Origin of the sequence: Candidatus Rhabdochlamydia oedothoracis (assembly GCF_019453995.1) — a bacterium.
Lineage (GTDB): Bacteria > Chlamydiota > Chlamydiia > Chlamydiales > Rhabdochlamydiaceae > Rhabdochlamydia > Rhabdochlamydia oedothoracis.
Genome location: NZ_CP075587.1, coordinates 1,735,518 through 1,756,735, shown reverse-complemented (window position 1 = coordinate 1,756,735; position 21,218 = coordinate 1,735,518). Strand labels below are relative to the sequence as shown.

Annotated in this window: 22 protein-coding genes and 5 pseudogenes; 17 read left to right on the top strand and 10 right to left on the bottom strand. The window is 36.4% G+C overall.

Annotation, left to right across the window (positions count from 1 at the left end; all coding sequences use genetic code 11):
- Nucleotides 1-52: 52 nt before the first annotated feature.
- The gene (locus tag RHABOEDO_RS09705) at nt 53-1,084 is read right to left on the bottom strand and encodes an IS630 family transposase (RefSeq protein WP_215217080.1); all 1,032 of its coding nucleotides are present in this window, start codon (nt 1,082-1,084) and stop codon (nt 53-55) included.
- A gap of 88 nt (nt 1,085-1,172) precedes the next feature.
- On the opposite strand from RHABOEDO_RS09705, the pseudogene RHABOEDO_RS09700 reads away from it, so the two are divergent.
- Nucleotides 1,173-1,358, top strand: a pseudogene (locus tag RHABOEDO_RS09700) (transposase); the annotation flags it as partial.
- A gap of 371 nt (nt 1,359-1,729) precedes the next feature.
- The gene (gene ispG / locus RHABOEDO_RS09695) at nt 1,730-3,646 is read left to right on the top strand and encodes a (E)-4-hydroxy-3-methylbut-2-enyl-diphosphate synthase (RefSeq protein WP_215217666.1); all 1,917 of its coding nucleotides are present in this window, start codon (nt 1,730-1,732) and stop codon (nt 3,644-3,646) included.
- 137 nt (nt 3,647-3,783) lie between these two features.
- Here the strand turns inward: ispG and RHABOEDO_RS11635 are convergent, their stop codons facing one another.
- The 3 genes and pseudogenes from RHABOEDO_RS11635 to RHABOEDO_RS09675 form a co-directional block, all read right to left on the bottom strand.
- The gene (locus RHABOEDO_RS11635) at nt 3,784-4,059 is read right to left on the bottom strand and encodes a penicillin-binding transpeptidase domain-containing protein (RefSeq protein ID WP_256439933.1); all 276 of its coding nucleotides are present in this window, start codon (nt 4,057-4,059) and stop codon (nt 3,784-3,786) included.
- A 30-nt stretch (nt 4,060-4,089) separates the two neighbouring features.
- Nucleotides 4,090-4,680 (bottom strand): annotated as a pseudogene (locus tag RHABOEDO_RS09685) (chloramphenicol phosphotransferase CPT family protein).
- A 485-nt stretch (nt 4,681-5,165) separates the two neighbouring features.
- Nucleotides 5,166-5,525 (bottom strand): IS30 family transposase, encoded by a 360-nt coding sequence (locus RHABOEDO_RS09675; RefSeq protein WP_220017597.1) that lies wholly within the window; start codon nt 5,523-5,525, stop codon nt 5,166-5,168.
- On the opposite strand from RHABOEDO_RS09675, the gene RHABOEDO_RS09670 reads away from it, so the two are divergent.
- The 10 genes and pseudogenes from RHABOEDO_RS09670 (at nt 5,482) to RHABOEDO_RS09625 (ending at nt 11,839) form a co-directional block, all read left to right on the top strand.
- The gene (locus RHABOEDO_RS09670; protein WP_220017596.1) at nt 5,482-5,679 is read left to right on the top strand and encodes a helix-turn-helix domain-containing protein; all 198 of its coding nucleotides are present in this window, start codon (nt 5,482-5,484) and stop codon (nt 5,677-5,679) included. The two genes, RHABOEDO_RS09675 and RHABOEDO_RS09670, sit on opposite strands and share 44 nt — an antisense overlap.
- A gap of 186 nt (nt 5,680-5,865) precedes the next feature.
- Nucleotides 5,866-6,213: pseudogene (locus tag RHABOEDO_RS09665) on the top strand (transposase family protein); the annotation flags it as partial.
- A 64-nt stretch (nt 6,214-6,277) separates the two neighbouring features.
- Nucleotides 6,278-7,252 carry an IS30 family transposase gene (locus RHABOEDO_RS09660; protein ID WP_220017594.1) on the top strand — a complete coding sequence of 325 codons (975 nt, stop codon included), beginning with the start codon at nt 6,278-6,280 and terminating at the stop codon, nt 7,250-7,252.
- A 13-nt stretch (nt 7,253-7,265) separates the two neighbouring features.
- On the top strand, nt 7,266-8,279 hold the full coding sequence (locus RHABOEDO_RS09655; protein ID WP_215216525.1) for an IS30 family transposase: 1,014 nt from the start codon (nt 7,266-7,268) through the stop codon (nt 8,277-8,279).
- A gap of 56 nt (nt 8,280-8,335) precedes the next feature.
- Nucleotides 8,336-8,542, top strand: a pseudogene (locus tag RHABOEDO_RS09650) (transposase family protein); the annotation flags it as partial.
- Between the two features lie 169 nt (nt 8,543-8,711).
- On the top strand, nt 8,712-9,065 hold the full coding sequence (locus RHABOEDO_RS09645) for a transposase (protein WP_220017413.1): 354 nt from the start codon (nt 8,712-8,714) through the stop codon (nt 9,063-9,065).
- Nucleotides 9,022-9,537 carry a transposase gene (locus RHABOEDO_RS09640; protein WP_220017412.1) on the top strand — a complete coding sequence of 172 codons (516 nt, stop codon included), beginning with the start codon at nt 9,022-9,024 and terminating at the stop codon, nt 9,535-9,537. Before RHABOEDO_RS09645 ends, RHABOEDO_RS09640 begins: the two co-directional genes overlap by 44 nt.
- Before the next feature lie 188 nt (nt 9,538-9,725).
- Nucleotides 9,726-10,079, top strand: coding sequence for an IS110 family transposase (locus RHABOEDO_RS09635; RefSeq protein WP_220017593.1), 354 nt, complete (start codon nt 9,726-9,728; stop codon nt 10,077-10,079).
- On the top strand, nt 10,012-10,821 hold the full coding sequence (locus RHABOEDO_RS09630; RefSeq protein ID WP_220017592.1) for an IS110 family RNA-guided transposase: 810 nt from the start codon (nt 10,012-10,014) through the stop codon (nt 10,819-10,821). The genes RHABOEDO_RS09635 and RHABOEDO_RS09630 overlap by 68 nt, the downstream gene beginning before the upstream one ends.
- 469 nt (nt 10,822-11,290) lie before the next feature.
- Nucleotides 11,291-11,839, top strand: a complete 549-nt coding sequence (locus RHABOEDO_RS09625; protein ID WP_320412799.1) for a helix-turn-helix domain-containing protein — start codon at nt 11,291-11,293, stop codon at nt 11,837-11,839.
- Between the two features lie 315 nt (nt 11,840-12,154).
- Here the strand turns inward: RHABOEDO_RS09625 and RHABOEDO_RS09620 are convergent, their stop codons facing one another.
- Nucleotides 12,155-12,316, bottom strand: coding sequence for a helix-turn-helix domain-containing protein (locus RHABOEDO_RS09620; RefSeq protein ID WP_215217331.1), 162 nt, complete (start codon nt 12,314-12,316; stop codon nt 12,155-12,157).
- Between the two features lie 79 nt (nt 12,317-12,395).
- On the opposite strand from RHABOEDO_RS09620, the pseudogene RHABOEDO_RS11895 reads away from it, so the two are divergent.
- Nucleotides 12,396-12,497, top strand: a pseudogene (locus RHABOEDO_RS11895) (IS701 family transposase); the annotation flags it as partial.
- Nucleotides 12,498-12,523: 26 nt separating this feature from the next.
- Here the strand turns inward: RHABOEDO_RS11895 and RHABOEDO_RS09615 are convergent.
- From RHABOEDO_RS09615 to RHABOEDO_RS09595, 5 genes are all read right to left on the bottom strand, one after another.
- On the bottom strand, nt 12,524-13,729 hold the full coding sequence (locus RHABOEDO_RS09615) for a BaiN/RdsA family NAD(P)/FAD-dependent oxidoreductase (protein ID WP_215217330.1): 1,206 nt from the start codon (nt 13,727-13,729) through the stop codon (nt 12,524-12,526).
- A gap of 6 nt (nt 13,730-13,735) precedes the next feature.
- Entirely contained in the window at nt 13,736-13,933 is a 198-nt protein-coding gene (locus RHABOEDO_RS09610) for a YgaP family membrane protein (RefSeq protein WP_215217329.1), read from the bottom strand.
- A 190-nt stretch (nt 13,934-14,123) separates the two neighbouring features.
- Nucleotides 14,124-15,890, bottom strand: a complete 1,767-nt coding sequence (locus tag RHABOEDO_RS09605; RefSeq protein ID WP_215217328.1) for an ABC-F family ATP-binding cassette domain-containing protein — start codon at nt 15,888-15,890, stop codon at nt 14,124-14,126.
- Nucleotides 15,891-15,983: 93 nt separating this feature from the next.
- A complete protein-coding gene (locus RHABOEDO_RS09600) occupies nt 15,984-16,343 on the bottom strand; it encodes an RNA recognition motif domain-containing protein (RefSeq protein WP_215217327.1) in 360 nt (119 codons plus the stop codon).
- 241 nt (nt 16,344-16,584) lie between these two features.
- Nucleotides 16,585-17,454: an aminotransferase class IV gene (locus RHABOEDO_RS09595; RefSeq protein WP_215217326.1), complete on the bottom strand. Its 870-nt coding sequence runs from the start codon at nt 17,452-17,454 to the stop codon at nt 16,585-16,587.
- Between the two features lie 174 nt (nt 17,455-17,628).
- On the opposite strand from RHABOEDO_RS09595, the gene RHABOEDO_RS09590 reads away from it, so the two are divergent.
- The 4 genes from RHABOEDO_RS09590 (at nt 17,629) to RHABOEDO_RS09575 (ending at nt 21,056) form a co-directional block, all read left to right on the top strand.
- The gene (locus tag RHABOEDO_RS09590; RefSeq protein WP_215217325.1) at nt 17,629-17,898 is read left to right on the top strand and encodes a hypothetical protein; all 270 of its coding nucleotides are present in this window, start codon (nt 17,629-17,631) and stop codon (nt 17,896-17,898) included.
- Nucleotides 17,899-17,960: 62 nt separating this feature from the next.
- Nucleotides 17,961-19,334, top strand: coding sequence for a 23S rRNA (uracil(1939)-C(5))-methyltransferase RlmD (gene rlmD, locus RHABOEDO_RS09585; RefSeq protein WP_215217324.1), 1,374 nt, complete (start codon nt 17,961-17,963; stop codon nt 19,332-19,334).
- A gap of 79 nt (nt 19,335-19,413) precedes the next feature.
- Nucleotides 19,414-19,794 carry a preprotein translocase subunit YajC gene (gene yajC / locus RHABOEDO_RS09580; protein WP_215217323.1) on the top strand — a complete coding sequence of 127 codons (381 nt, stop codon included), beginning with the start codon at nt 19,414-19,416 and terminating at the stop codon, nt 19,792-19,794.
- Between the two features lie 227 nt (nt 19,795-20,021).
- The gene (locus tag RHABOEDO_RS09575) at nt 20,022-21,056 is read left to right on the top strand and encodes an IS630 family transposase (protein ID WP_220017502.1); all 1,035 of its coding nucleotides are present in this window, start codon (nt 20,022-20,024) and stop codon (nt 21,054-21,056) included.
- The last annotated feature ends 162 nt before the right edge of the window (nt 21,057-21,218 follow it).

The following is a 21,218-nucleotide window of genomic DNA, read 5'->3' as shown; positions in this document are numbered from 1 at the left end:
TTTACAAAGAGTGCGCAGGAGATATTAGGATGTATACTCGTTTGTTTTTAAATTAAGATTTAACTAAGCAAAATTTCCTAGATAAAAGAGGTTGCAGTTCTTCCCGATATTTAGGAATATTTTCAAAAAAAGCACAAATTGCCTTCTTAAAATCTAAGAATTTTTCATAATATCGATTATTGCGGACTTTTTTATTCATGAATCGCCAAAGGCGTTCAATCAGATTGAGATCGGGAGAATAAGGAGGCAAGAATTTGATTTCTACTCTGGATGTTTTTAGGTAATTTGCAACGATTTTTGACCTATAGTAGGCAGCGTTATCGCATATAACCACGATTCTTTGTGCAAAAGGATACTTTTCTTCCCATTTTTTAAACAAATCAAGAGTAGATTGCGCATTGATAGAGTCGGAAGAAAGAGTTGTAACTTCTAAGCGCTTTACATCTAAGGCTCCATTGATATTGATACGTTTACGTCCTGTATTTGTTAGCAATATAGCCTTAGATCCTTTTTCATACCATCCATAAGAGGGTTTGGAATTGTGTTGAGGATGAACCCCATCTAAATAAAGCAGTTGATCTGTTTGAGCGAGTTCTTTTTCTAGATTTTGCAATTCTTGTGAAAAAAGCTCTTTAGCTTTCTCATTCACTTTTCCAGGAATCAGCTTAGGCTTTTTATAGGTAAAGTTTAACCGATGCAATAAAGAAACCATAGCTGATGGTGTATAACATATTCCAAAGTGGTCTTTGGCAAAATTGACAACTTGTTTAGCTGAACTGGGAGCTTCTTCTTTTACATAGATTTTTAGTTGTTTAAGTTGGCCTTGATTGAGCCGGCATGCCTTTCCTGCATAGTTCAAATTCAGCAATGCTTCTTTGCCACCTTCTAAATAAGTTTTATAGTAACGCCTTATCGTATCCTCATCTAAGAGTAAAGCATGTGCTACTTGTGGGTATGTCCACCCTTCATCTAACAATAAAATAGATTTGATTCTATCGCATAGCCTTTTATCCCGTTCATGGCGATGACGAGCCTTGAGGATGTCTTTTTGGTTTCTTGTTAAAAAGTTCGCTTCAGGTTGCATAGATGTAAGATTTATAACTCAATCAATGAGAAAAATTCAATGAATTTAGTGTTTGAAAAGTCTTTTTTCTAATGCATTTCAGTATATAGTAGAAATAGCCAAAAAAAATGCACTTCATACTTTTACAGTTATTCCCAAAAGATGGGTTGTAGAGCGTTCTTTTGCGTGGATAGAAAAATGTCGCGGGCTATGGAAAAATTGCGAAAGAAAACTACATACAAGCCTGAATATGGTAGTTCTCGCTTTTATTGCTCTACTTTTGAAAAGATTTTAAACAGGCTCTTAGAAGAGATACCGAAAATAACAGATGTTTTGAAATGTAGGATTAACGACAAGTTTCAAGTCGTTGACTTGAAACCTATTAAGCTAGCCGTTTGAATCGGCACTACTATATAAACATTTTTATGCAAAAGATAACATCTTCTTGCAAGATAGAGCAGTTTTTTCAAAAAAACTTAGTTATGCAATTCTTAATTTGAAATCAAACTAGTATAAATAACAGACCTAGAAAGGCTCTCAACTTCGAAACTCCACTAGAAGTGTTTAGGAGATTATCTACAAACATGCTATGCTCGGGTGCACAATAGATGTTTTTTCAAGTATTTATTACGTTATTTTTTGTGCACTTCAAGGTTGAAAGGGCCTATGATTAAATATTGCGAATCTACTTATAAGACAAAGAGGTGGAAAACACGCGAGGTTATGGTGGGTAAAGTAGGGGTTGGGGGAAACAATCCTATACGTATTCAATCTATGACCACCTCTAGCACACGTGATGTCCAAGCTACCATAGATCAGATTATTCGACTTGCTGATGCAGGTTGTGAAATTGCTAGGGTAACGGTTCAAGGGATGAAAGAAGCTGATGCTTGTGAGGGTATTAAAAGTGGACTTCTTCAGCGTGGTTATACAATTCCTCTTGTTGCAGATATACATTTTTTCCCTCCTGCTGCGATGCGTGTTGTGGATTTTGTTGATAAAGTGAGGGTAAATCCTGGTAATTACGTAGATAGAAGAGCTTCATTTAAAACGAGAGAATACGATGATGCATCTTATGCAAAAGAAATAGAAAAAATTGAAGAAAAATTTACTTCTCTTGTAGAAAAATGCAAATCTTTGAAGAGAGCCATGCGTATAGGTACAAATCATGGTTCTTTGTCTGACCGTATTATGAACCGTTATGGCGATACACCACAAGGAATGGTGGAGTCAGCATTGGAATTTGCAAGAGTTTGTCGTAAGAACGATTTTCATGATTTTATGTTTTCGATGAAGTCATCTAATCCACAGGTAATGATTTTAGCCTATCGGCTTTTAGTTGCTGAAATGATGTCTTTGGGATGGGATTATCCTCTGCATTTAGGAGTTACAGAGGCAGGAGAGGGAGAAGATGGCCGAGTTAAATCAGCTATGGGGATTGGCTCACTTTTGCTAGATGGAATAGGCAATACCATTCGTATTTCTCTAACAGAAGATCCTTGGCATGAAATCGACCCTTGTCAACGCCTTGTTGCATTGGCTTCTACATATGAAAAAAAGCAGGGGATGCCTCCTTTTGAAGAGATCTATCGTAATATCGAAAAGATAGAGCGACGCACAGTTAATTTACCAAGAAATATTTCTTTGCATAGAGATGGAACAGTCTTTATCAGTGTCAATAAGAGTGATGTAGAAGATTGCGATTTTTATAAAAAATTAGGATGTGATATTCAGCTAAGCCTTCCTAAACTTAAAAGAACTAGTGCTGATTGTATTGTTTTAGATAAGGATGTTAATTTTAATACTCCTATTCTCAAGCATTTGCAAGAAATGGGAATGAGCGTGTTTTCCTATAATCCCATTGAAGGCGGAGTTAAGCTTATTTCTTTATCAGAACTTGATAAGCTAGCTCCTGCACCATCTTTATTAGCTGTTATCATAAAAAACGAATCCTCTACAGAATGGGAAAAACTTTTAAAGACACAACCAGCGCTTATTGTTTTAGCGCCAGAAGATCATCGATTGCATTACTGTAGGCAGTTTTTTTATTGGCTTCAAATGCAAAAGCTACACCTTCCTGTGATTTTGCACTTTAACTATAGCTGTATTCAAGAAGATTTTATTATTCAATCCTCTGCAGAGCTAGGAGCGCTTCTTTGCGATGGCTTAGGGGATGGAATCTGGCTAAAGGGTCCGTATGATTTTGATTTCTTAAGAAATTTAAGTTTTACTATCTTGCAATCTACAAGAATGCGCTCTTTCAAAACCGATTTTATCTCTTGTCCAAGTTGTGGTAGAACGCTTTTTGATCTTCAAGATGTTTCTAAGCGTATCCGTGCGCGTACTTCACATCTTCCTGGTGTGAAAATTGCTATCATGGGTTGTATTGTAAATGGCCCAGGAGAAATGGCAGATGCGGACTTTGGTTACGTTGGATCTAAGCCAGGGAAGATCGATCTCTATCTTGGGAAAACCTGTGTGGAGAAAGATATTGATTTTACTCATGCCGATAATCGCTTAATTGAACTTATCAAAAAACATGGGCAATGGATAGAACCAGAAATAGTAGAAGAATTTACTTAAAATCTTGTTATATTCTAACGGTGGTAATTATAACAATGGATCTTGTCACCTTTTTTTAGACAGCAAAAACACGAATGCTTTGCTGATTCATCCATCTTGTTTCAAATTCTTGAGGAGACATCCTACATTTCCACCCCCTAGGGCACTTTTTTGGAATTAGCCCATAGATTTGAATTGCCGTATTCTAATAAGCTCAGATATTTTTGCATATTCTCCCATCCCAATTGTGTTGCTAAAATGCGGGAAAACCAAACGCAAGAGGTTTTCATCCAAGATTGTGGAGTTTTCCATGATTCTAAGAAATGATCATAACTTTCTTGAAACAACCAAGTTGGAGTCTTTTCGTCTTGTAAAACCCCTGCATCATATCCCATTAAGCTTAAAGCAATCTTAAATGTAGAGCAAGGAGTAATGCGCTCGTTGATATTGAGGACCTAGTTCTACTATTTTCTCGTTCGATATGCAATGGACTTAATTTTTTCAGTATTTTCACTAATGCTTGCATGATGTGTATCTATCTCTAAGTCGTATGTAGCACCAACATGTACTTTATTAAACTGTCCCCTTGCTGATCCTGGAATACGATTACCTCTTTCTTTTTCCCTCTGTTCCAAAACAGAGAGGGGAGCATTTACTCCAACCCATAAAACTGGGAAGTTTTTTAGAGTTTTCTTCCATTCGTCAAGCTGTTGTTTGCCGAAAGAGACATCATCAATAATAAGATGATGACCCATTTTGGCAAGGGCAAGGACTACCTCTTGGAATGTTTTGCCTATCTTTTGAGCGTACGGACCTACTTGTAGTTCCTGAATAGGATTGCCAGATGCATCTTCACTTTTCTTCCAACTGTATCCGATAGGAGCTTCTCCCCCTTTCCAATCATTGACTTTCTCTGGCATCTAGCCAATGATCTTATCGATCCCAATATGCAAAAAAGGTTCTTCAAATGCATGTTGTAATGCTTTTGCAAGAGTTGTCTTTCCGCTACTCGATGGCCCATTTAAATATATGATCTGCACAGGTTCTTGTGTCATACTAAGCACGCCAGTTTTCGTTTGTCAAAGAAGTTAGAAGGCCCTTTCAATCTCGAAGTGCACAAAAAAGAACATATAAATACTTGAAAAAACATCTATTGTGCAACTGAGCATAGCATGTTTGTAGATAATCTCCTAAACACTTCTATTGGAGTTTCGAAGTTGAGAGCCTTTCTGGGTCTGTTATTTAGTATAAGTTTCCACCCTTTCCATATCCTTGGAAGTCGTATCTAAAAAGCTTTGTGTTTTAAGAAAATATTGCCTAACTAGTCCGTTTGTATGCTCATTTAAGCCTCTTTCCCAAGAATGGTAGGGCGTTGCAAAGTAGAAAGTCTGACTCTAGCTCGAAACTAACCATTTGGTGATAGGCAAATTCTTTTCCGTTGTCTGCTGTTAATGTGTGTACAAAATCTTTGATAGGTTTAAATTGTTCAATTAACGCTTGACTTACTTCCTCTGCAGTTTTATGAGAAACTTTGGCGAGCTTAATTTAGCTTGGAAGTTCTTTCTACCATTGATACAATTACGCCTTTATGTCTTGCCCCTATGACTGTATCTAGTTCCCAGTCTCCTAAACGAGTCTTTTTTTCTACAATACAAGGCCGTTGCTTAATATCTATACGACCAGGGATGTTCCCTCTTCCAGAAGTTCCCTTTCTCTGCTTGTTATATTTTTTCCCTCGATGACGGAGCTCTCTATAAAGCTGTCCTCCCTGTCGTTTATCTTTCCAGATATGATTATATAGTGGTTCCGATTCAATCGTATAGAAAAATATTTTGTTTTGTGTTAAGCTATTGAGTATGAAAAAACTGACCCTTAGCCAGAGAGCTGACTTAGAACACAAGTTAAAGCATCCAAAAGACTATTCTGAACGGAATAGGCTTTGTGTAATTTTGGGCTATGATGAGGGTATCTCAACAAAAAATCTTGCTAAAGCACTTCGGATAAGCCCTATCACTGTTCAGAAATACCTCAGAGAATATACTGAAACGCATTAGAAAAAAGACTTTTCAAACACTAAATTCATTGAATTTTTCTCATTGATTGAGTTATAAATCTTACATCTATGCAACCTGAAGCGAACTTTTTAACAAGAAACCAAAAAGACATTAGAGCTCTTTCAAAACTAGGAAATAAAAAAGCCCTTGTATAAAATAATGCCCTTAAAAATACGTAAGGGCATGATGAAATTTGAAAAAGCAAAAAGTTTAGACAACGAGAAATTCCGAAGATTAACCGGAGTAAAACGTAGCACATTTGATCAAATGAGCTTGATTTTGGAGATAAGTCACAAAGAGAAAAAAGCCCGAGGAGGCCGCGTCAATAAATTAAAAATAGAAGACATGTTACTGATGACCTTAGAGTATCTAAGAGAGTATAGAACCTATTTTCACATAAACCAGAGCTATAGTATCAGTGAAAGTACAGCTTATAAAACAATAAAATGGGTAGAATACACCCTGATAAAACATCCCCTATTTGCACTGCCTGGACGTAAAGAGCTATTAAAAAGCGCTATGGAATATAGTCTTTTCAAGTTTGAAGTGCACAGAAGAATTAAAAAAAGAATAGGCAGGCGATGAAAGAATCTCTATTGTGATTTTTAACAATCAAACACAAGGAGAGACCTTGCCTAAAGGCTACCATCACCTAACCTATGACCAAAGATGTCAGATTTATATTTTAAAAGCTAGAGGAGATACATCTAGCTCAATAGCAAACATTCTAAAAGTTCATCATAGCACTATTAGTAGGGAACTTAAGAGAAATAAAGGGCAACGAGGATACCGTCATCAGCAAGCTCAAGAAAAAGCATTTCTTAGAAAAAATTCTCAGCCCAATAAAAAAATGACTCCTCAAATAGTTACCCGTATTGAAGAAAAAATCAAGTTGCAATGGAGCCCTATACAAATATCCGGATGGCTTAAAAGACATGGTAAAGAACATGTTAGTCATGAGACCATCTATAATCATATCTGGAAAGATAAACGACAGGGAGGACAGCTTTATAGAGAGCTCCGTCATCGAGGGAAAAAATATAACAAGCAGAGAAAGGGAGCTTCTGGAAGAGGGAACATGCCTGGTCGTATAGATATTAAGCAACGGCCTTGTATTGTAGAAAAAAAGACTCGTTTAGGAGACTGGGAACTAGATACAGTCATAGGGGCAGGACATAAAGGCGTAATTGTATCAATGGTAGAAAGAACTTCCAAGCTAACTAAGCTCGCCAAAGTTTCTCATAAAACTGCAGAGGAAGTAAGTCAAGCGTTAATTGAACAACTTAAACCTATCAAAGATTTTGTACACACATTAACAGCAGACAACGGAAAAGAATTTGCCTATCACCAAATGGTTAGTTTCGAGCTAGAGACAGACTTCTACTTTGCAACGCCCTACCATTCTTGGGAAAGAGGCTTAAATGAGCATACAAACGGACTAGTTAGGCAATATTTTCCTAAAACACAAAGCTTTTTAGATACGACTTCCAAGGATATAGAAAGGGTGGAAACTTTAAGTCTTTTCAAGTTTGAAGTGCACAGAAGAATTAAAAAAAGAATAGGCAGGCGATGAAAGAATCTCTATTGTGATTTTTAACAATCAAACACAAGGAGAGACCTTGCCTAAAGGCTACCATCACCTAACCTATGACCAAAGATGTCAGATTTATATTTTAAAAGCTAGAGGAGATACATCTAGCTCAATAGCAAACATTCTAAAAGTTCATCATAGCACTATTAGTAGGGAACTTAAGAGAAATAAAGGGCAACGAGGATACCGTCATCAGCAAGCTCAAGAAAAAGCATTTCTTAGAAAAAATTCTCAGCCCAATAAAAAAATGACTCCTCAAATAGTTACCCGTATTGAAGAAAAAATCAAGTTGCAATGGAGCCCTATACAAATATCCGGATGGCTTAAAAGACATGGTAAAGAACATGTTAGTCATGAGACCATCTATAATCATATCTGGAAAGATAAACGACAGGGAGGACAGCTTTATAGAGAGCTCCGTCATCGAGGGAAAAAATATAACAAGCAGAGAAAGGGAGCTTCTGGAAGAGGGAACATGCCTGGTCGTATAGATATTAAGCAACGGCCTTGTATTGTAGAAAAAAAGACTCGTTTAGGAGACTGGGAACTAGATACAGTCATAGGGGCAGGACATAAAGGCGTAATTGTATCAATGGTAGAAAGAACTTCCAAGCTAACTAAGCTCGCCAAAGTTTCTCATAAAACTGCAGAGGAAGTAAGTCAAGCGTTAATTGAACAACTTAAACCTATCAAAGATTTTGTACACACATTAACAGCAGACAACGGAAAAGAATTTGCCTATCACCAAATGGTTAGTTTCGAGCTAGAGACAGACTTCTACTTTGCAACGCCCTACCATTCTTGGGAAAGAGGCTTAAATGAGCATACAAACGGACTAGTTAGGCAATATTTTCCTAAAACACAAAGCTTTTTAGATACGACTTCCAAGGATATAGAAAGGGTGGAAACTTTACTAAATAACAGACCTAGAAAGGCTCTCAACTTCGAAACTCCACTAGAAGTGTTTACGAGATTATCTACAAACATGCTATGCTCGGGTGCACAATAGATGTTTTTTCAAGTATTTATATGTTCTTTTTTGTGCACTTCAAGGTTGAAAGGGCCCCTAAAAGAAGAAGCAAGAAAAATCCTTTAACAAAACAAGACAAAAAAAATAATCAATTCCTTTCCAAAGAACGTGTAATTAATGAAAATGCTATTGGTCTGCTTAAGCGATTCAAAATTTTAGCTGATCGTTATAGAAATAGACGAAAAAGGTTTGGTCTTCGGTTCAATCTAATTGCGGGCATTTATAATCTGGAGCTATGTTAATGGGTTTTGAAAGAGGTCTATTCTCAAGGCTCGTCATCGCCATGAACGGGATAAAAGGCTATGCGATAGAATCAAATCTATTTTATTGTTAGATGAACCTATCTTGAATTGAATATAAATTTTCGCTATGATACCTGATCTTTTTATTTTTTAACTAAAGACAGATGACATGAGCAAGCAAGGATTAAATGAAGAACAGTTTAAAATACTCGAACCTCAAATGGAAAAATGGGTAAATCGTAACCATTATGGAAGAAAATTAGCGCCATGGAGACCTGTAGTGAATACTATTTTCTGGGTGCTTCGGACAGGAGCTCCTTGGAAAGATGCACCTAGAAACAAGGAGTTTTCTCATCCCTCAACAGCACACGCATGGCTTGGAAGAATGCAATCTGCTGGATTTTTAGATCAATTTTTAGAAGAGCTGCTTAAGCTTGCCGAACAACTGGAGTGTATTGATGTCCAGAGACTCTCTGTAGATGGTTTTTTTTTCCAGCGGACGCGGAGGAGGAGAGCAAGTTGATTATGGCTACAAAGGTAAAGGCGTGACATCGCATTTACTGGTAGAAAAATCAGGAAAGCCTCTTGCAATCACTTTTACATCAGCATCCGGGGATGAGAAAAAACAAGTGATCCCTCTGCTTAGGAAAGTCATTCCCTTCATTAAAAAAGCATGGAATCAGGGAAAAGTACCCATACTTGAAGCAGATAAAGGTTATGACTCAGAGCAAACACGTATCGATGTTCTTTCCCATGAGGTTTTTCCTCTGATAGCTCGGAAAAGAAACACTAAGGGATATAAGATAAAAGGCATTTGCTACCTTGAAAAGCAACGTTGGGTCGTTGAGAGAACGATTTCTTGGTTAAAGGCATGCTTCCGTCGTCTTACAGTGCGCTGGGAAAGAAAGGCAATATATTGGAACGGACTATTAATGTTTGGACTACTGGGATATTGGATGAATTTCTTAAGTCGGCAAGTATCTTTAAAACAGTAAATTTAATTCAAGATAGGTTCATGAAGGACGGAAAAAAAGCCTTACTAAATTTGAACTATACATGCCATAATTGCACACAAAGAAGGGGTTGCTCCTTAAACGGAGTAGGTTAAACTCTCCAATATAAACGAGATTTTTTCAAATCTCAAAACCGCTCATTAAAGAGCAAAAAAAATGAGGAGCAACCTATGAAGCATTATATTGGATTAGATGTATCAATGAAAAGAACTTTTATCTGTGTATTAAATGAACAAGGTAAGATTGTCCATGAAGGTTCAGAAAAAACAGATCCTGATTTACTAGCAGATTATTTTTCCAAAAGAGATTTTCAAGAAATCGTTGTTGGCTTTGAAAGTGGATGTTTATCTCATTACCTAGTCACAGGATTTAGAAAAAGAGCTATAGATCCCCTATGTATGGATGCAAGGAAGCTGAGTACGATTCTTGCTTTGAAAATAAATAAGACAGACAAAAATGATGCACGAGGAATCGCAGAAGCCCTTCGATCAGGTATGTATACACGAGTACACAGACAAAAATGATGCACGAGGAATCGCAGAAGCCCTTCGATCAGGTATGTATACACGAGTACACTGTAAGCCCCAAGATTCAGTAGAAAAAAGCATTTTGTTAGTTTCCAGAAGAGCGCTAATTAAACAGCAAACGCAGTTAAAAAATACTGTAAGGGGCTTGCTTAAAAGTTACGGAATACGATTGGGATCTGTGGGATCCAAAAGATTTTCGTCTGTGGTTGTAAAACAGATAGAAAAACAGGAAAAAAGTATTGTTCTGAGCATAACCTCTCTATTAAATACCTTTGATAAGGTAGTTGAGGAAGTAGAAAAACTGGATAAAGAAATGCTTAAGCTGGTCAGTCAAGATAAAGAAGTACAACGGCTTATGACAATCCCTGGCGTAGGACCTGTAACAGCATTAACCTATAAAACAGAAATTTTTGATCCCACTCGTTTTAACGATTCTAAATCAGTAGGAGCCTATCTTGGTATGACGCCTAAACAGTATGCCTCCGGAGAGGTGCAAAGACAGGGAAGAATTTCAAAATGTGGATCCAGTGAACTTAGATCTCTATTAGTTGAAGCCGGAATAGTAATGCTGACACGAAGTAAGAAATGGAGCAAGCTAAAAGCTTGGGGATTAAAAATCATGAGAAAAAAAGGAATGAAGAAAGCCGCCTTAGCAGTAGGTAGAAAGTTATCCGTAATTATGCATAAGATGCTGATTGAACAAAAAGAATTTATTTACGGTGAGCCAAAGGCAGCTTAAAAACGCATTTTTTTAGAAATAAAAACATTAGGAAAAGTGACTAAAATTTTTTGCAGGAGAAAACCGAAGAAATAGGTAAAGACGACAAATGAGTTGGCTCTTAGAAGCCGTAATATACATTGTCTTGCCCATTTCATTTCGGATAGCATAATGGAGCGAAGAATCTAAAATAGTTTTCTTCAAAAAGACTCCGCAGAGAACCCTGGACTTATCTCCCGCATTAAACTTTGCTGTCCTAAGATCTTAAAAAACGCCTTTTATTTTGCAAGCAAAATATCGGCTCGGAGAGCTTATGAAGAATTAAGAGAATTTATATTCCCCTTGTGTGCAATTAGAGAACTCGTTTGTTTTTAAATTAAGATTTAACTAAGCAAAATTTCCTAGATAAAAGAGGTTGCAGTTCTTCCCGATATTTAGGAATATTTTCAAAAAAAGCACAAATTGCCTTCTTAAAATCTAAGAATTTTTCATAATATCGATTATTAAAGACATCCTCAAGGCTCGTCATCGCCATGAACGGGATAAAAGGCTATGCGATAGAATCAAATCTATTTTATTGTTAGATGAAGGGTGGACATACCCACAAGTAGCACATGCTTTACTCTTAGATGAGGATACGATAAGGCGTTACTATAAAACTTATTTAGAAGGTGGCAAAGAAGCATTGCTGAATTTGAACTATGCAGGAAAGGCATGCCGGCTCAATCAAGGCCAACTTAAACAACTAAAAATCTATGTAAAAGAAGAAGCTCCCAGTTCAGCTAAACAAGTTGTCAATTTTGCCAAAGACCACTTTGGAATATGTTATACACCATCAGCTATGGTTTCTTTATTGCATCGGTTAAACTTTACCTATAAAAAGCCTAAGCTGATTCCTGGAAAAGTGAATGAGAAAGCTAAAGAGCTTTTTTCACAAGAATTGCAAAATCTAGAAAAAGAACTCGCTCAAACAGATCAACTGCTTTATTTAGATGGGGTTCATCCTCAACACAATTCCAAACCCTCTTATGTCGGATAGCATAATGGAGCGAAGAATCTAAAATAGTTTTCTTCAAAAAGACTCCGCAGAGAACCCTGGACTTATCTCCCGCATTAAACTTTGCTGTCCTAAGATCTTAAAAAACGCCTTTTATTTTGCAAGCAAAATATCGGCTCGGAGAGCTTATGAAGAATTAAGAGAATTTATATTCCCCTTGTGTGCAATTAGAGAACTCGTTTGCATTCAAATTAAGAGTTTGAATATATAAACATTTTTATACAAAAAGATAACATCTTCTTGCAAGCTAGAGCAGTTTTTTCAAAAAAACCTAGTTATGCAATTCTTACTTTGAAATCAAACTAGTATAGTGCTATGATGAACTTTTAGAATGGTTGCTATTGAGCTAGATGTATCTCCTCTAGCTTGTAAAATATAAATCTGACATCTTTGGTCATAGGTTAGGTGATGGTAGCCTTTAGGCAAGGTTTCTTTTTGTGTTTGATTGTTAAAAATCACAATAGAGATTCTTTCATCGCCTGCCTATTCTTTTTTTAATTCTTCTGTGCACTTCAAACTTGAAAAGACTGATTCCTATCTTGACTCCTTAGGTAAATATTATTATGCTCCTATTAAAGCCAATAGAAACGTTAGTAAAACTTGTTCTTCTGAGCCTTATAAAGCTGTTAGCAAGTTGACGTTAGTCAATTTTTTTGAGGATGTGGCTTAAAGAGAAGATTTTCCTGCAATATAACCGGTTGTCCAAGCATTTTGAAAATTAAATCCACCTGTGATCCCATCAATATCAAGAATTTCTCCTGCAAAAAAAAGCCGAGGGCATATTTTACTTTGCATTGTTTTAAAATCTACTTCTTTTAAAGTGACTCCTCCACAAGTGACAAATTCTTGCTTATGAGTCGTTTTCCCTTCAACTTGATAGCGATCTCCGGTGAGTTTTTGAGCAAGATTTTTTAATTGTTGTAAAGAGATTTCTATAAGGCGTTTTTTATAAGAAATGCCTAATATTTCTAAAAAGGTCTTCCATAGATTTTTAGGTAAATCGAATAGGTTTTTTTGTAAAAGTGTTTTATGGGGAAAATGTGTCTTTGCTTCTTGTAATTTAACAAAAGTCTCTTCTTTGGAAAGAGCTACCCAGTTAATCATTAACCGAGTTTGATAGTTCTGTTCATGTAAATATTTGGATCCCCAAGCGGATAATTTTAAAATAGCAGGACCGCTAAAGCCAAAATGTGTGATTAAAATAGGGCCTTCTTGAAAGAGCTTTGTCCCTAGAATCTGTAGACGAACCGGATGAATAGAGACTCCACTTAAATGTTTTAAGGAAGAAGCAGGAACATTAAAAGTAAATAGCGAAGGAACCGGTTTTTGAATAGTATGGCCTAACTGTTCTGCCCATTGATAACCTTGACGGCTACTGCCTGTAGCTAGTAAAAGATTTGTGGTTTGATAGATCTCTTTTTTTGTACGTAGGGTGAAATAAGATGCATGATTTTCGAGTATTTCAATATGTTCTGTTAGCTTAATGAGCACCGCTAATCCATGGGCTTCTTGTAATAAAGCTTGAATGATTGTTTCCGATTGGTCTGTTTGAGGGAAAATACGTCCATCGGCCTCTGTCTTAAAAAGTACTCCTTTAGATTCAAACCATTTTATCGTATCAGCTGGTCCAAAAACATGAAAAGGACCAAGGAGTTCTTTTTCTCCTCTAGGATAATTTTTAATCAGTTGTTTGGGCTCAAAGCAAGCGTGAGTTACATTGCATCTCCCCCCTCCGGAAATGCGCACCTTTGTGAGTAAAACGGCGTTTTTTTCAAGTAGGAGAACATTTGCTGTTGGATGAGTTAGCTTAGCGTTAATGGCTGCAAAAATACCAGCAGCTCCTCCTCCTAGAATGATCAAATCATAGAGCATAAAAGATTATTTTTTACGATTGATAGGGCAGCTATTTTTCCCTAAAATCTGATACAGAATACACCAACTAAAAAGAGCCTCTAGTAGGGTAAATACACCAAATATTAGCAAAAGCCAACTGCTTTTCCAAATAGAGCAGGCAATGAGAATAAATGCCAAACCTAAACGAATAAAGCGATCTTTAGATCCTATATTTTTTTTCATATCCTTTAAGTTGTTGAATGCGTTGAAAATGCAATAACGTTTTTAATTTTTGAGAAAGAACCTCTATTAGGAATTTGATTTACAGTGTAACACAATTGTTCTAAGCAGGCATATCTGTTTTTTCTGAAGGCGTGAAAAGATAAATCAAGTGGTTGGTCGGAGAAATCGCTATCTGAAGGAATGGACATGTTTATTCTTTCTGTTCAAGTATTTGCCAGCGTAAGTAGAGCTGTTCAATTTGATTTTCCTTTAAACCAATTGTTGTGCAAATCTCTGCAAGATCATTTGTATCTGTTATTGTTTCTAGTAACTGATGAAACTGTTTAATTTCTTCTTCTAAAACCTCAATTTTTTTTTCAATTTGCTGATATTCTTTTTGTTCTAAATAAGAGAGTTTTGGTTTAGAAATAGGGGAGTGTTTGCTTTCTTTAGTTTTAAGAACCGGGCTTTTTTGGGCCGCTTTCCATTGAGCATAATCTGGATACAGGGTAGTTTGATTAAGATCTCCTAAACTAAGTAAGCAATTACAAACCCGATCAAGCATACAGCGATCATGGGTGATTAAGACAATAGCTCCAGGAAAATCAATTAAGCTTTCTTCTAACCTTTCTAAGGTGGGAATGTCTAGATCATTAGTTGGCTCATCTAGTAAAAGAATATCTGCTTGCTTAAGCATAAGATGGGCAATGGAGATTCGTGCTTTTTCCCCACCGGAAAGAGAGCCAATAGGCATGTTTAATAAATCAGGTGAGAATAAAAATCGTTTACACCATCCATTTACATGGATCGATTGCCCTCGAAAGGAAATATAATCTCCATTAGGAGAGAGAGCTTCTTTGAGAGTAATATGATCGGGAATTTGTATTTTATGTTGATCAAAGTATACGATTTTAATCTCATTGGCTTCTTTAATAGTTCCAAGCTCTGGAAGGAGCTCTTTTGCAAGAATGCGTAGAAGCGTTGTTTTCCCAGAACCATTAGGCCCCATTAAGCCAATACGAGTTTTAGGGCTCAAAGTAAAGTCTACGTGCTCAAAAAGAGTCTTATTTCCCATTTTTTTAGAGAGATTTTTTGCTACAAGCAGTTTCTTTGTTTCTCTTTGAGTTGTAGAAAAACGAATATCTGTTTTTTTTTGACGGTTTCTATTTTGAACAAGAGTTAAATTCTGGAACACTTCGGTTGCTGTATTTATTCTTGACTGTGCTTTGGTTGTACGTGCCTTAGGAGTTTGACGTAACCAATTTTTTTCTCTACGTGCTTTAGAAGCCAATGAACGCTCTTGTTGGATCTGGCCTTGTAAAAATTGCTCTTTTTTTTCTAAGAAATTAGCGTAAGAGCCACCAATGGCAAACATTCCTTTGGGATAAGTAGAATTGATTTCTATTAATCGATTGACTACATTTTGTAAAAAATATCGGTCGTGACTAACCAAAACATAAGAAGAAATTTCTTTCATAAGAAGCTTTTCTAGCCAGAGGATCCCTTCAAGATCTAAATGATTTGTCGGTTCGTCAAGGAGTAAAAGATCAGGGGATAAAATCAACTGTTGAACCACGCTAAGTCTTTTTTTCCAGCCTCCTGAGAGCAAAGCTGCTGTTGCTGGATGTTTTTTGTTAAATCCCATTTTGCTAAGCCAGGTTTCTACAAGTAGTTGTTTATCATAATCTGTAAGATTTTCTTTCGTCAAAGCATCCATTAAAACTTGTTCAACAGGTATTGAGGGAAACTCACAGGATTGTGGAACATAACCAATTTTTAATCCCTTCTTAGAAATAACTTCTCCAGAATCGGGGTTTTCTATCCCTATTAAAATTTTCAAAAAAGTGGATTTCCCAGAACCATTAGGACCAATTAGCCCTAGGCGATCTTTAGTAAAAATGCTAATGAACAGATCGGTGAACAGAGTCTTAGCCCCAAATGATTTAGAAAGAGACTGAGAATTTAAAAGAAGCGTCATGATAAAATTTAAGAAAAATATATATTATCTAGATCAGGAAAAGAAGAAGCCAAGAATTTTGAGTTCTTGGCTTAAAAAAACTTAACATACAAACTAACCGCGATCACGACGAGTACGGAAAGAACGATCGTTACCGAAAGAACGACCACTACCTGCTCGATCATCTCGGCGTGCGAAATTGGTTTTTTGTTCAGGACGTGCTTCATTTACAATCAGAGTGCGTCCCTCATATAGGGATCCGTTTAATGCTTCTGCAGCGCGTTGAGCATCTTCAGCGTTTTCCATTTCAACAAAACCAAAGCCTTTTGAGGCATCATTATTGGATCTATCTACTACAATACGAGCAGAAACGATAGTGCCATATGGGGCAAAAAGGTTATGTAACTCTTCTTCAGATGTTTTAAAAGGTAGGCTGCCTACATACAGCTTTTTTTTGTTATTTGATTCGTTCATAAATTCTCCAAGAATACATACAAATCGTTAAAATAAGTTTAACGATGTTAAAAATTAACACTGAAGTTGATTCGCGGAATCTAAAGCGCCGGCTAAAAAACGGGACGCGGATGACAACACACGGGACCAACACGAAAGTGTGGTGAAAAAAAACTCTTAAAATTAGAGTTTGCTCACTAGAATCTAGGATAGCGTAAGAGAAGATTCTCTGTCCATATTAAATAATAAAAAATTAATCAATTTATTTATTTACATTATGCCTTGGAATAGATAAAGCTGCCCATTCAGGTTGTTGGGTATATTTTTTAAAGGCTTGGATCAGCTCTTTTGTTTTTATTCCCACTTTTCCTGTTCCAATCGGATGATGATCGATTTTAACAATAGGCATAATTTCTTTATTACTAGAGGTTATAAAGGCCTCATCAACTGTAGGTAGTTCCTCATAAGTAATAGGAAAAAATTGAATAGGGAATTTAGAAGCTGCTAGTTTAAGAATAATCTCACGAGTAATGCCAAGCAATATTTCATCAGAGTTGCAGGTGTATAATGTATTTTTTTTAAAACAGAAGAAGTTACTAGTGGTTGCTTCTAATAATTCTCGGTCTTGATTTAAATAAATAGCCTCTTTTGCCTGATGGTTTGTATGTAGGGTGACAATTGCTGGAATATATTGGGTTGTTTTTAGTTTCGGAAAGCTGCGTGCTAAAGAAGTAGTAATTGCAGAAATTCCTTTTGTATAAAAGCATTTGGGGTACTTGGTTAGAGCAAAGACAAGAACAATTAAAGAAGCCGTTTGAGGAGTGAATTGATCGGGACTAATTCCTCCTGTTACAAGGATTTTAATCCCGGCTTCTTCTAAGTGATTTAATGCAATCAAAGAATCGATAATCTTTGCAATTTCCTCTAGGCTACAAGGAATTTTTAGCCTTAAGTTTTCAGCTGAGTAGCTTAATCTTTCGAGATGATCCCAAAGATGAAAAAGGCGTTTCTTATAAGTGCGTAAATAATCAAAAACACCAAATCCTCTTAGAATAGAGAGATCAAAAACAGAAAGCTTGGCTTCGCTTTCTGGTACATAGTTACCATTTATATAATAAATAGGTTGGTTCATGAGATTTAAGCTTTTTTAGATTAGCTTAACAAAGTCTTTCTTCTTAGTAAAGCTGTTTGGTTTTTTTAATATATAAACATATATGTAAAAATAGTTGCACAATTTCTAAAAACAGTTTATGAATCGTGAATGTAAAATAAACTTGAAAATGGGCTATCCTTAAGGAGGGAAGTTATGGCGTTAAAAGAGACAATTCAAAGATTACTACATCAAATTGCTGACATTCGGCATGATTTGGAAAAAGCAATGGAAGGTAATAAAGCAGCAGCTCAAAGAGCAAGAACGAACACAATTAGATTTTCTAAAACATCTAAAGTATTTCGTAAAGAGTCTGTGGCCGCTGCAAGATCTGGAATGAAAAAAGCAGCTAGAGCAGAAAAAGCAAAGGGCGCAAAAAGAGCTCCTGCTAAGAAGAAAGCGCCCGCTCGCAAGAAAAAAAGATAAGAATTTGCTAAAGGTTAATTTTTTTTCTCGTTATGATTTTAGATTCATAAAAGAGAAAAAAAATGAAAGAAAGCGTTTGTTGCATTCAAAGATTTCATAAAAAAGGCTATGGAACAGGGAAAAGTCCTGGGTTTTCAAAGCCACTTCACGTTATAGGTGGAGTTATAGGGGATGAATTAATTGTTGAAGTCAAAACAAAACAACGCGCTTTCATCAAGCAGATTACCCACTTGTCGCCCTATAGAACAGTTCCAAAGTGTTCTCATGCTCCCTCTTGCGGAGGATGTAGTTGGCAGCAAGTAGATTATTTGTTTCAATTAGAGCAGAAACAGCAACGAGTCCATGAGTTATTTGCTTGCTTTATCAAAGAGCAGTTTATTCTTAAATCGATTCTTAGCTGCGATCAGATTTGGCAATATCGCAATAAGATGGAGTTTAGTTTTTCTCAAGATCGATCTGGGCAACAATTCTTAGGACTCATCTTTGCTGGTAGCAGAGGTCATGTATTTAACCTACAAGAATGTTGGCTGGTATCCGTATGGTTTTCATCCGTTGTTGCTCAGGTTAGGCTGTGGTGGAAACAAAGCGGTCTTAGTGCTTATCGCTTAGATAATACAGGGTCTTTACGAACATTAATTGTACGCCAGTCCCTAAGCACATCTGATAGGCTTGTGATGCTTACTGTTTCCGGTAGGCCAGAATATGCTTTAAATAAGCAGCAGATCCAGCAATTTATTCAAAAGATCCTGCTTACAGCTCCTGAACCAGAAAAGGTCAGCATCTTTTTGCGCATTCAACAAGCAATCAAAGGGCAACCCACTCAGTTTTTTGAAATGCACTTGCATGGTCCAGATCATATGTTAGAGAAGCTTAACATAGAAGGTAAAACCCTAACTTTTAAAATTAGCCCCACTTCTTTTTTTCAGCCGAATCCAAGACAAGCGGAAAAGTTGTTTTCCTCTGCGCTTCAAGCTATACAAGGTCCTAAAAAACATATTCTTGATCTCTATGCAGGGACCGCTACTTTATCCATTGTTTTCGCTAAAATAGCTGATAGGGTAACTGCTATTGAACTAAACCCTCACGCTGTATTTGACGCTAAAGTAAATAAAGAGTTAAATCATATTAAGAACCTTGAAATTATCTGTGGAGATGTAGGGTCAAAAGTACAGGAATTAAAAAATGATCCTGACTTTATTTTCCCAGATTTAGTCATTGTTGATCCTCCTCGCACAGGATTAGATGGCAAAGCTATTAAAGCTCTTTTAGAATTACGTCCTCAAGAAATTCTTTACATTTCTTGTAATCCAGTTACTCAAGCACACGATATTCAATTGCTTATGCCAAAAGGATACCAATTAGTATTACTTCAACCAGTAGATCAATTTCCTCATACAGTGCACATTGAAACAATTGCCCTATTAAGACTTTTTTAAGCGTTTGAATTTTTCTTGATTTATCCAAGGTACTTGGGCATTCTAGAGCAAAAATATCTCAAATGATAAGGATAGAGTTATGAATAAAACATGTAAATTTACCATTCCAGCTCTTTGTGTAACAAGCTCTGTATTTGCTGATGCAGAAGCAACCGGTGGTAATAGTAACTTAATGCAAATGCTATTTATGATTGGATTTGCTGTGATTTTCTTCTATTTTATTATCTGGCGTCCCGACCAAAAACGTCGTAAACAGATGGAACAAATGAGAAGCTCCATTGCTAAAGGAGATCGTGTTACCGTCATGGGGATCCTTGGCACAATCGATAAAGTAGAAAAAGATACCGTGATTTTATCCCTTTACCAAGGTGGAAAAATGGAAGTGTTGAAAAATGCTATTACCGATATTCAACCCCCTGTTACCAAAGAGAAAGAAGTAGAACCTACAGAAATTAAATAAGAAGTTTAGCTATAAAAGACAGAAAAGAGCTCTTTTCTGTCTTTATAATTTTGTAATAGACAAGACTTAAATTGACACTTAGTGGTAAATAGCAAAGAAAAATAGCTTTTGCAACTAAGGCATCATGCCCTAATTGCAAAAGCAGAACCAAAGTGGTAATTTATTAATATAGTGGTTCCGATTCAATCGTATAGAAAAATATTTTGTTTTGTGTTAAGCTATTGAGTATGAAAAAACTGATCCCTAGCCAGAGAGCTGACTTAGAACACAAGTTAAAGCATCCAAAAGACTATTCTGAACGGAATAGGCTTTGTGTAATTTTGGGCTATGATGAGGGTATCTCAACAAAAAATCTTGCTAAAACACTCCGGATAAGCCCTATCACTGTTCAGAAATACCTCAGAGAATATGATTCCGAAAATAAAACTGGAAGTAGCCCTCGAGGCGGTAGCAAATCAAAACTTTCACAAGACCAAAAAGAGTCTCTACTAAAACACCTACAGGAAAAGACCTATCTTAAAGTCAAAGGGATCATAGCTTATGTGCATGAGCAATATGGGATAAAATATTCCCGAAGTGGCATGACAGATTGGCTCATACAGCACGGATTTGTTTATAAACGTCCTAAAAAGATTCCTGGGAAATTAGATCCTGAAAAACAACGAATTTTCATAGAACAATATAGGGCTTTAAAGGAGACCTTAAACCCTGATGAAGAGATCTATTTCATAGATGCTGTGCATCCTGAACATCAGTCCCAAGCCGTATGTGGATGGATCAAAAAAGGCGTTCAAAAGACTTTGCAGACATCCGGGAAACAATTGCGATTGCATTTTGCTGGAGCTCTTTGCCTGACAGGAATGAAGATTTTTACAGAGGAATATAAGACAGTTGATGCCGATGCAATGCTCGATTTTTTCAAGAAGCTAGAAAAACAGACAGAGGCTCGAATTATTCATGTAATTTTGGATAATGCAAGATCAAACAAAAATAAGAAACTAGAAGAGTTTCTGATGTCTTCTAGGATTAAAGTGCACTATCTCCCTCCTTATTCGCCGAATTTGAATCCTATTGAACGCTTGTGGAAGATCTTAAAGGAAAAGACGGTATACAATCGATATTACGAAACGTCGGTGACTTTTTTTCAGGCAATTAGAGGATTCTTCTTAGAAGAGATACCGAAAATAACAGATATTTTGAAATGTAGGATAAACGACAAGTTTCAAGTCGTTGACTTAAATCCCATTAAGCTAGCCGTTTGAATCGGCACTAGTATATACTAGTTTGATTTCAAATTAAGAATTGCATAACTAGGTTTTTTTGAAAAAGCTGCTCTATCTTGCAAGAAGATGTTATCTTTTGTATAAAAATGTTAATATATTCAAAGGCCCTTTCAACCTTGAAGTGCACAAAAAAGAACATAT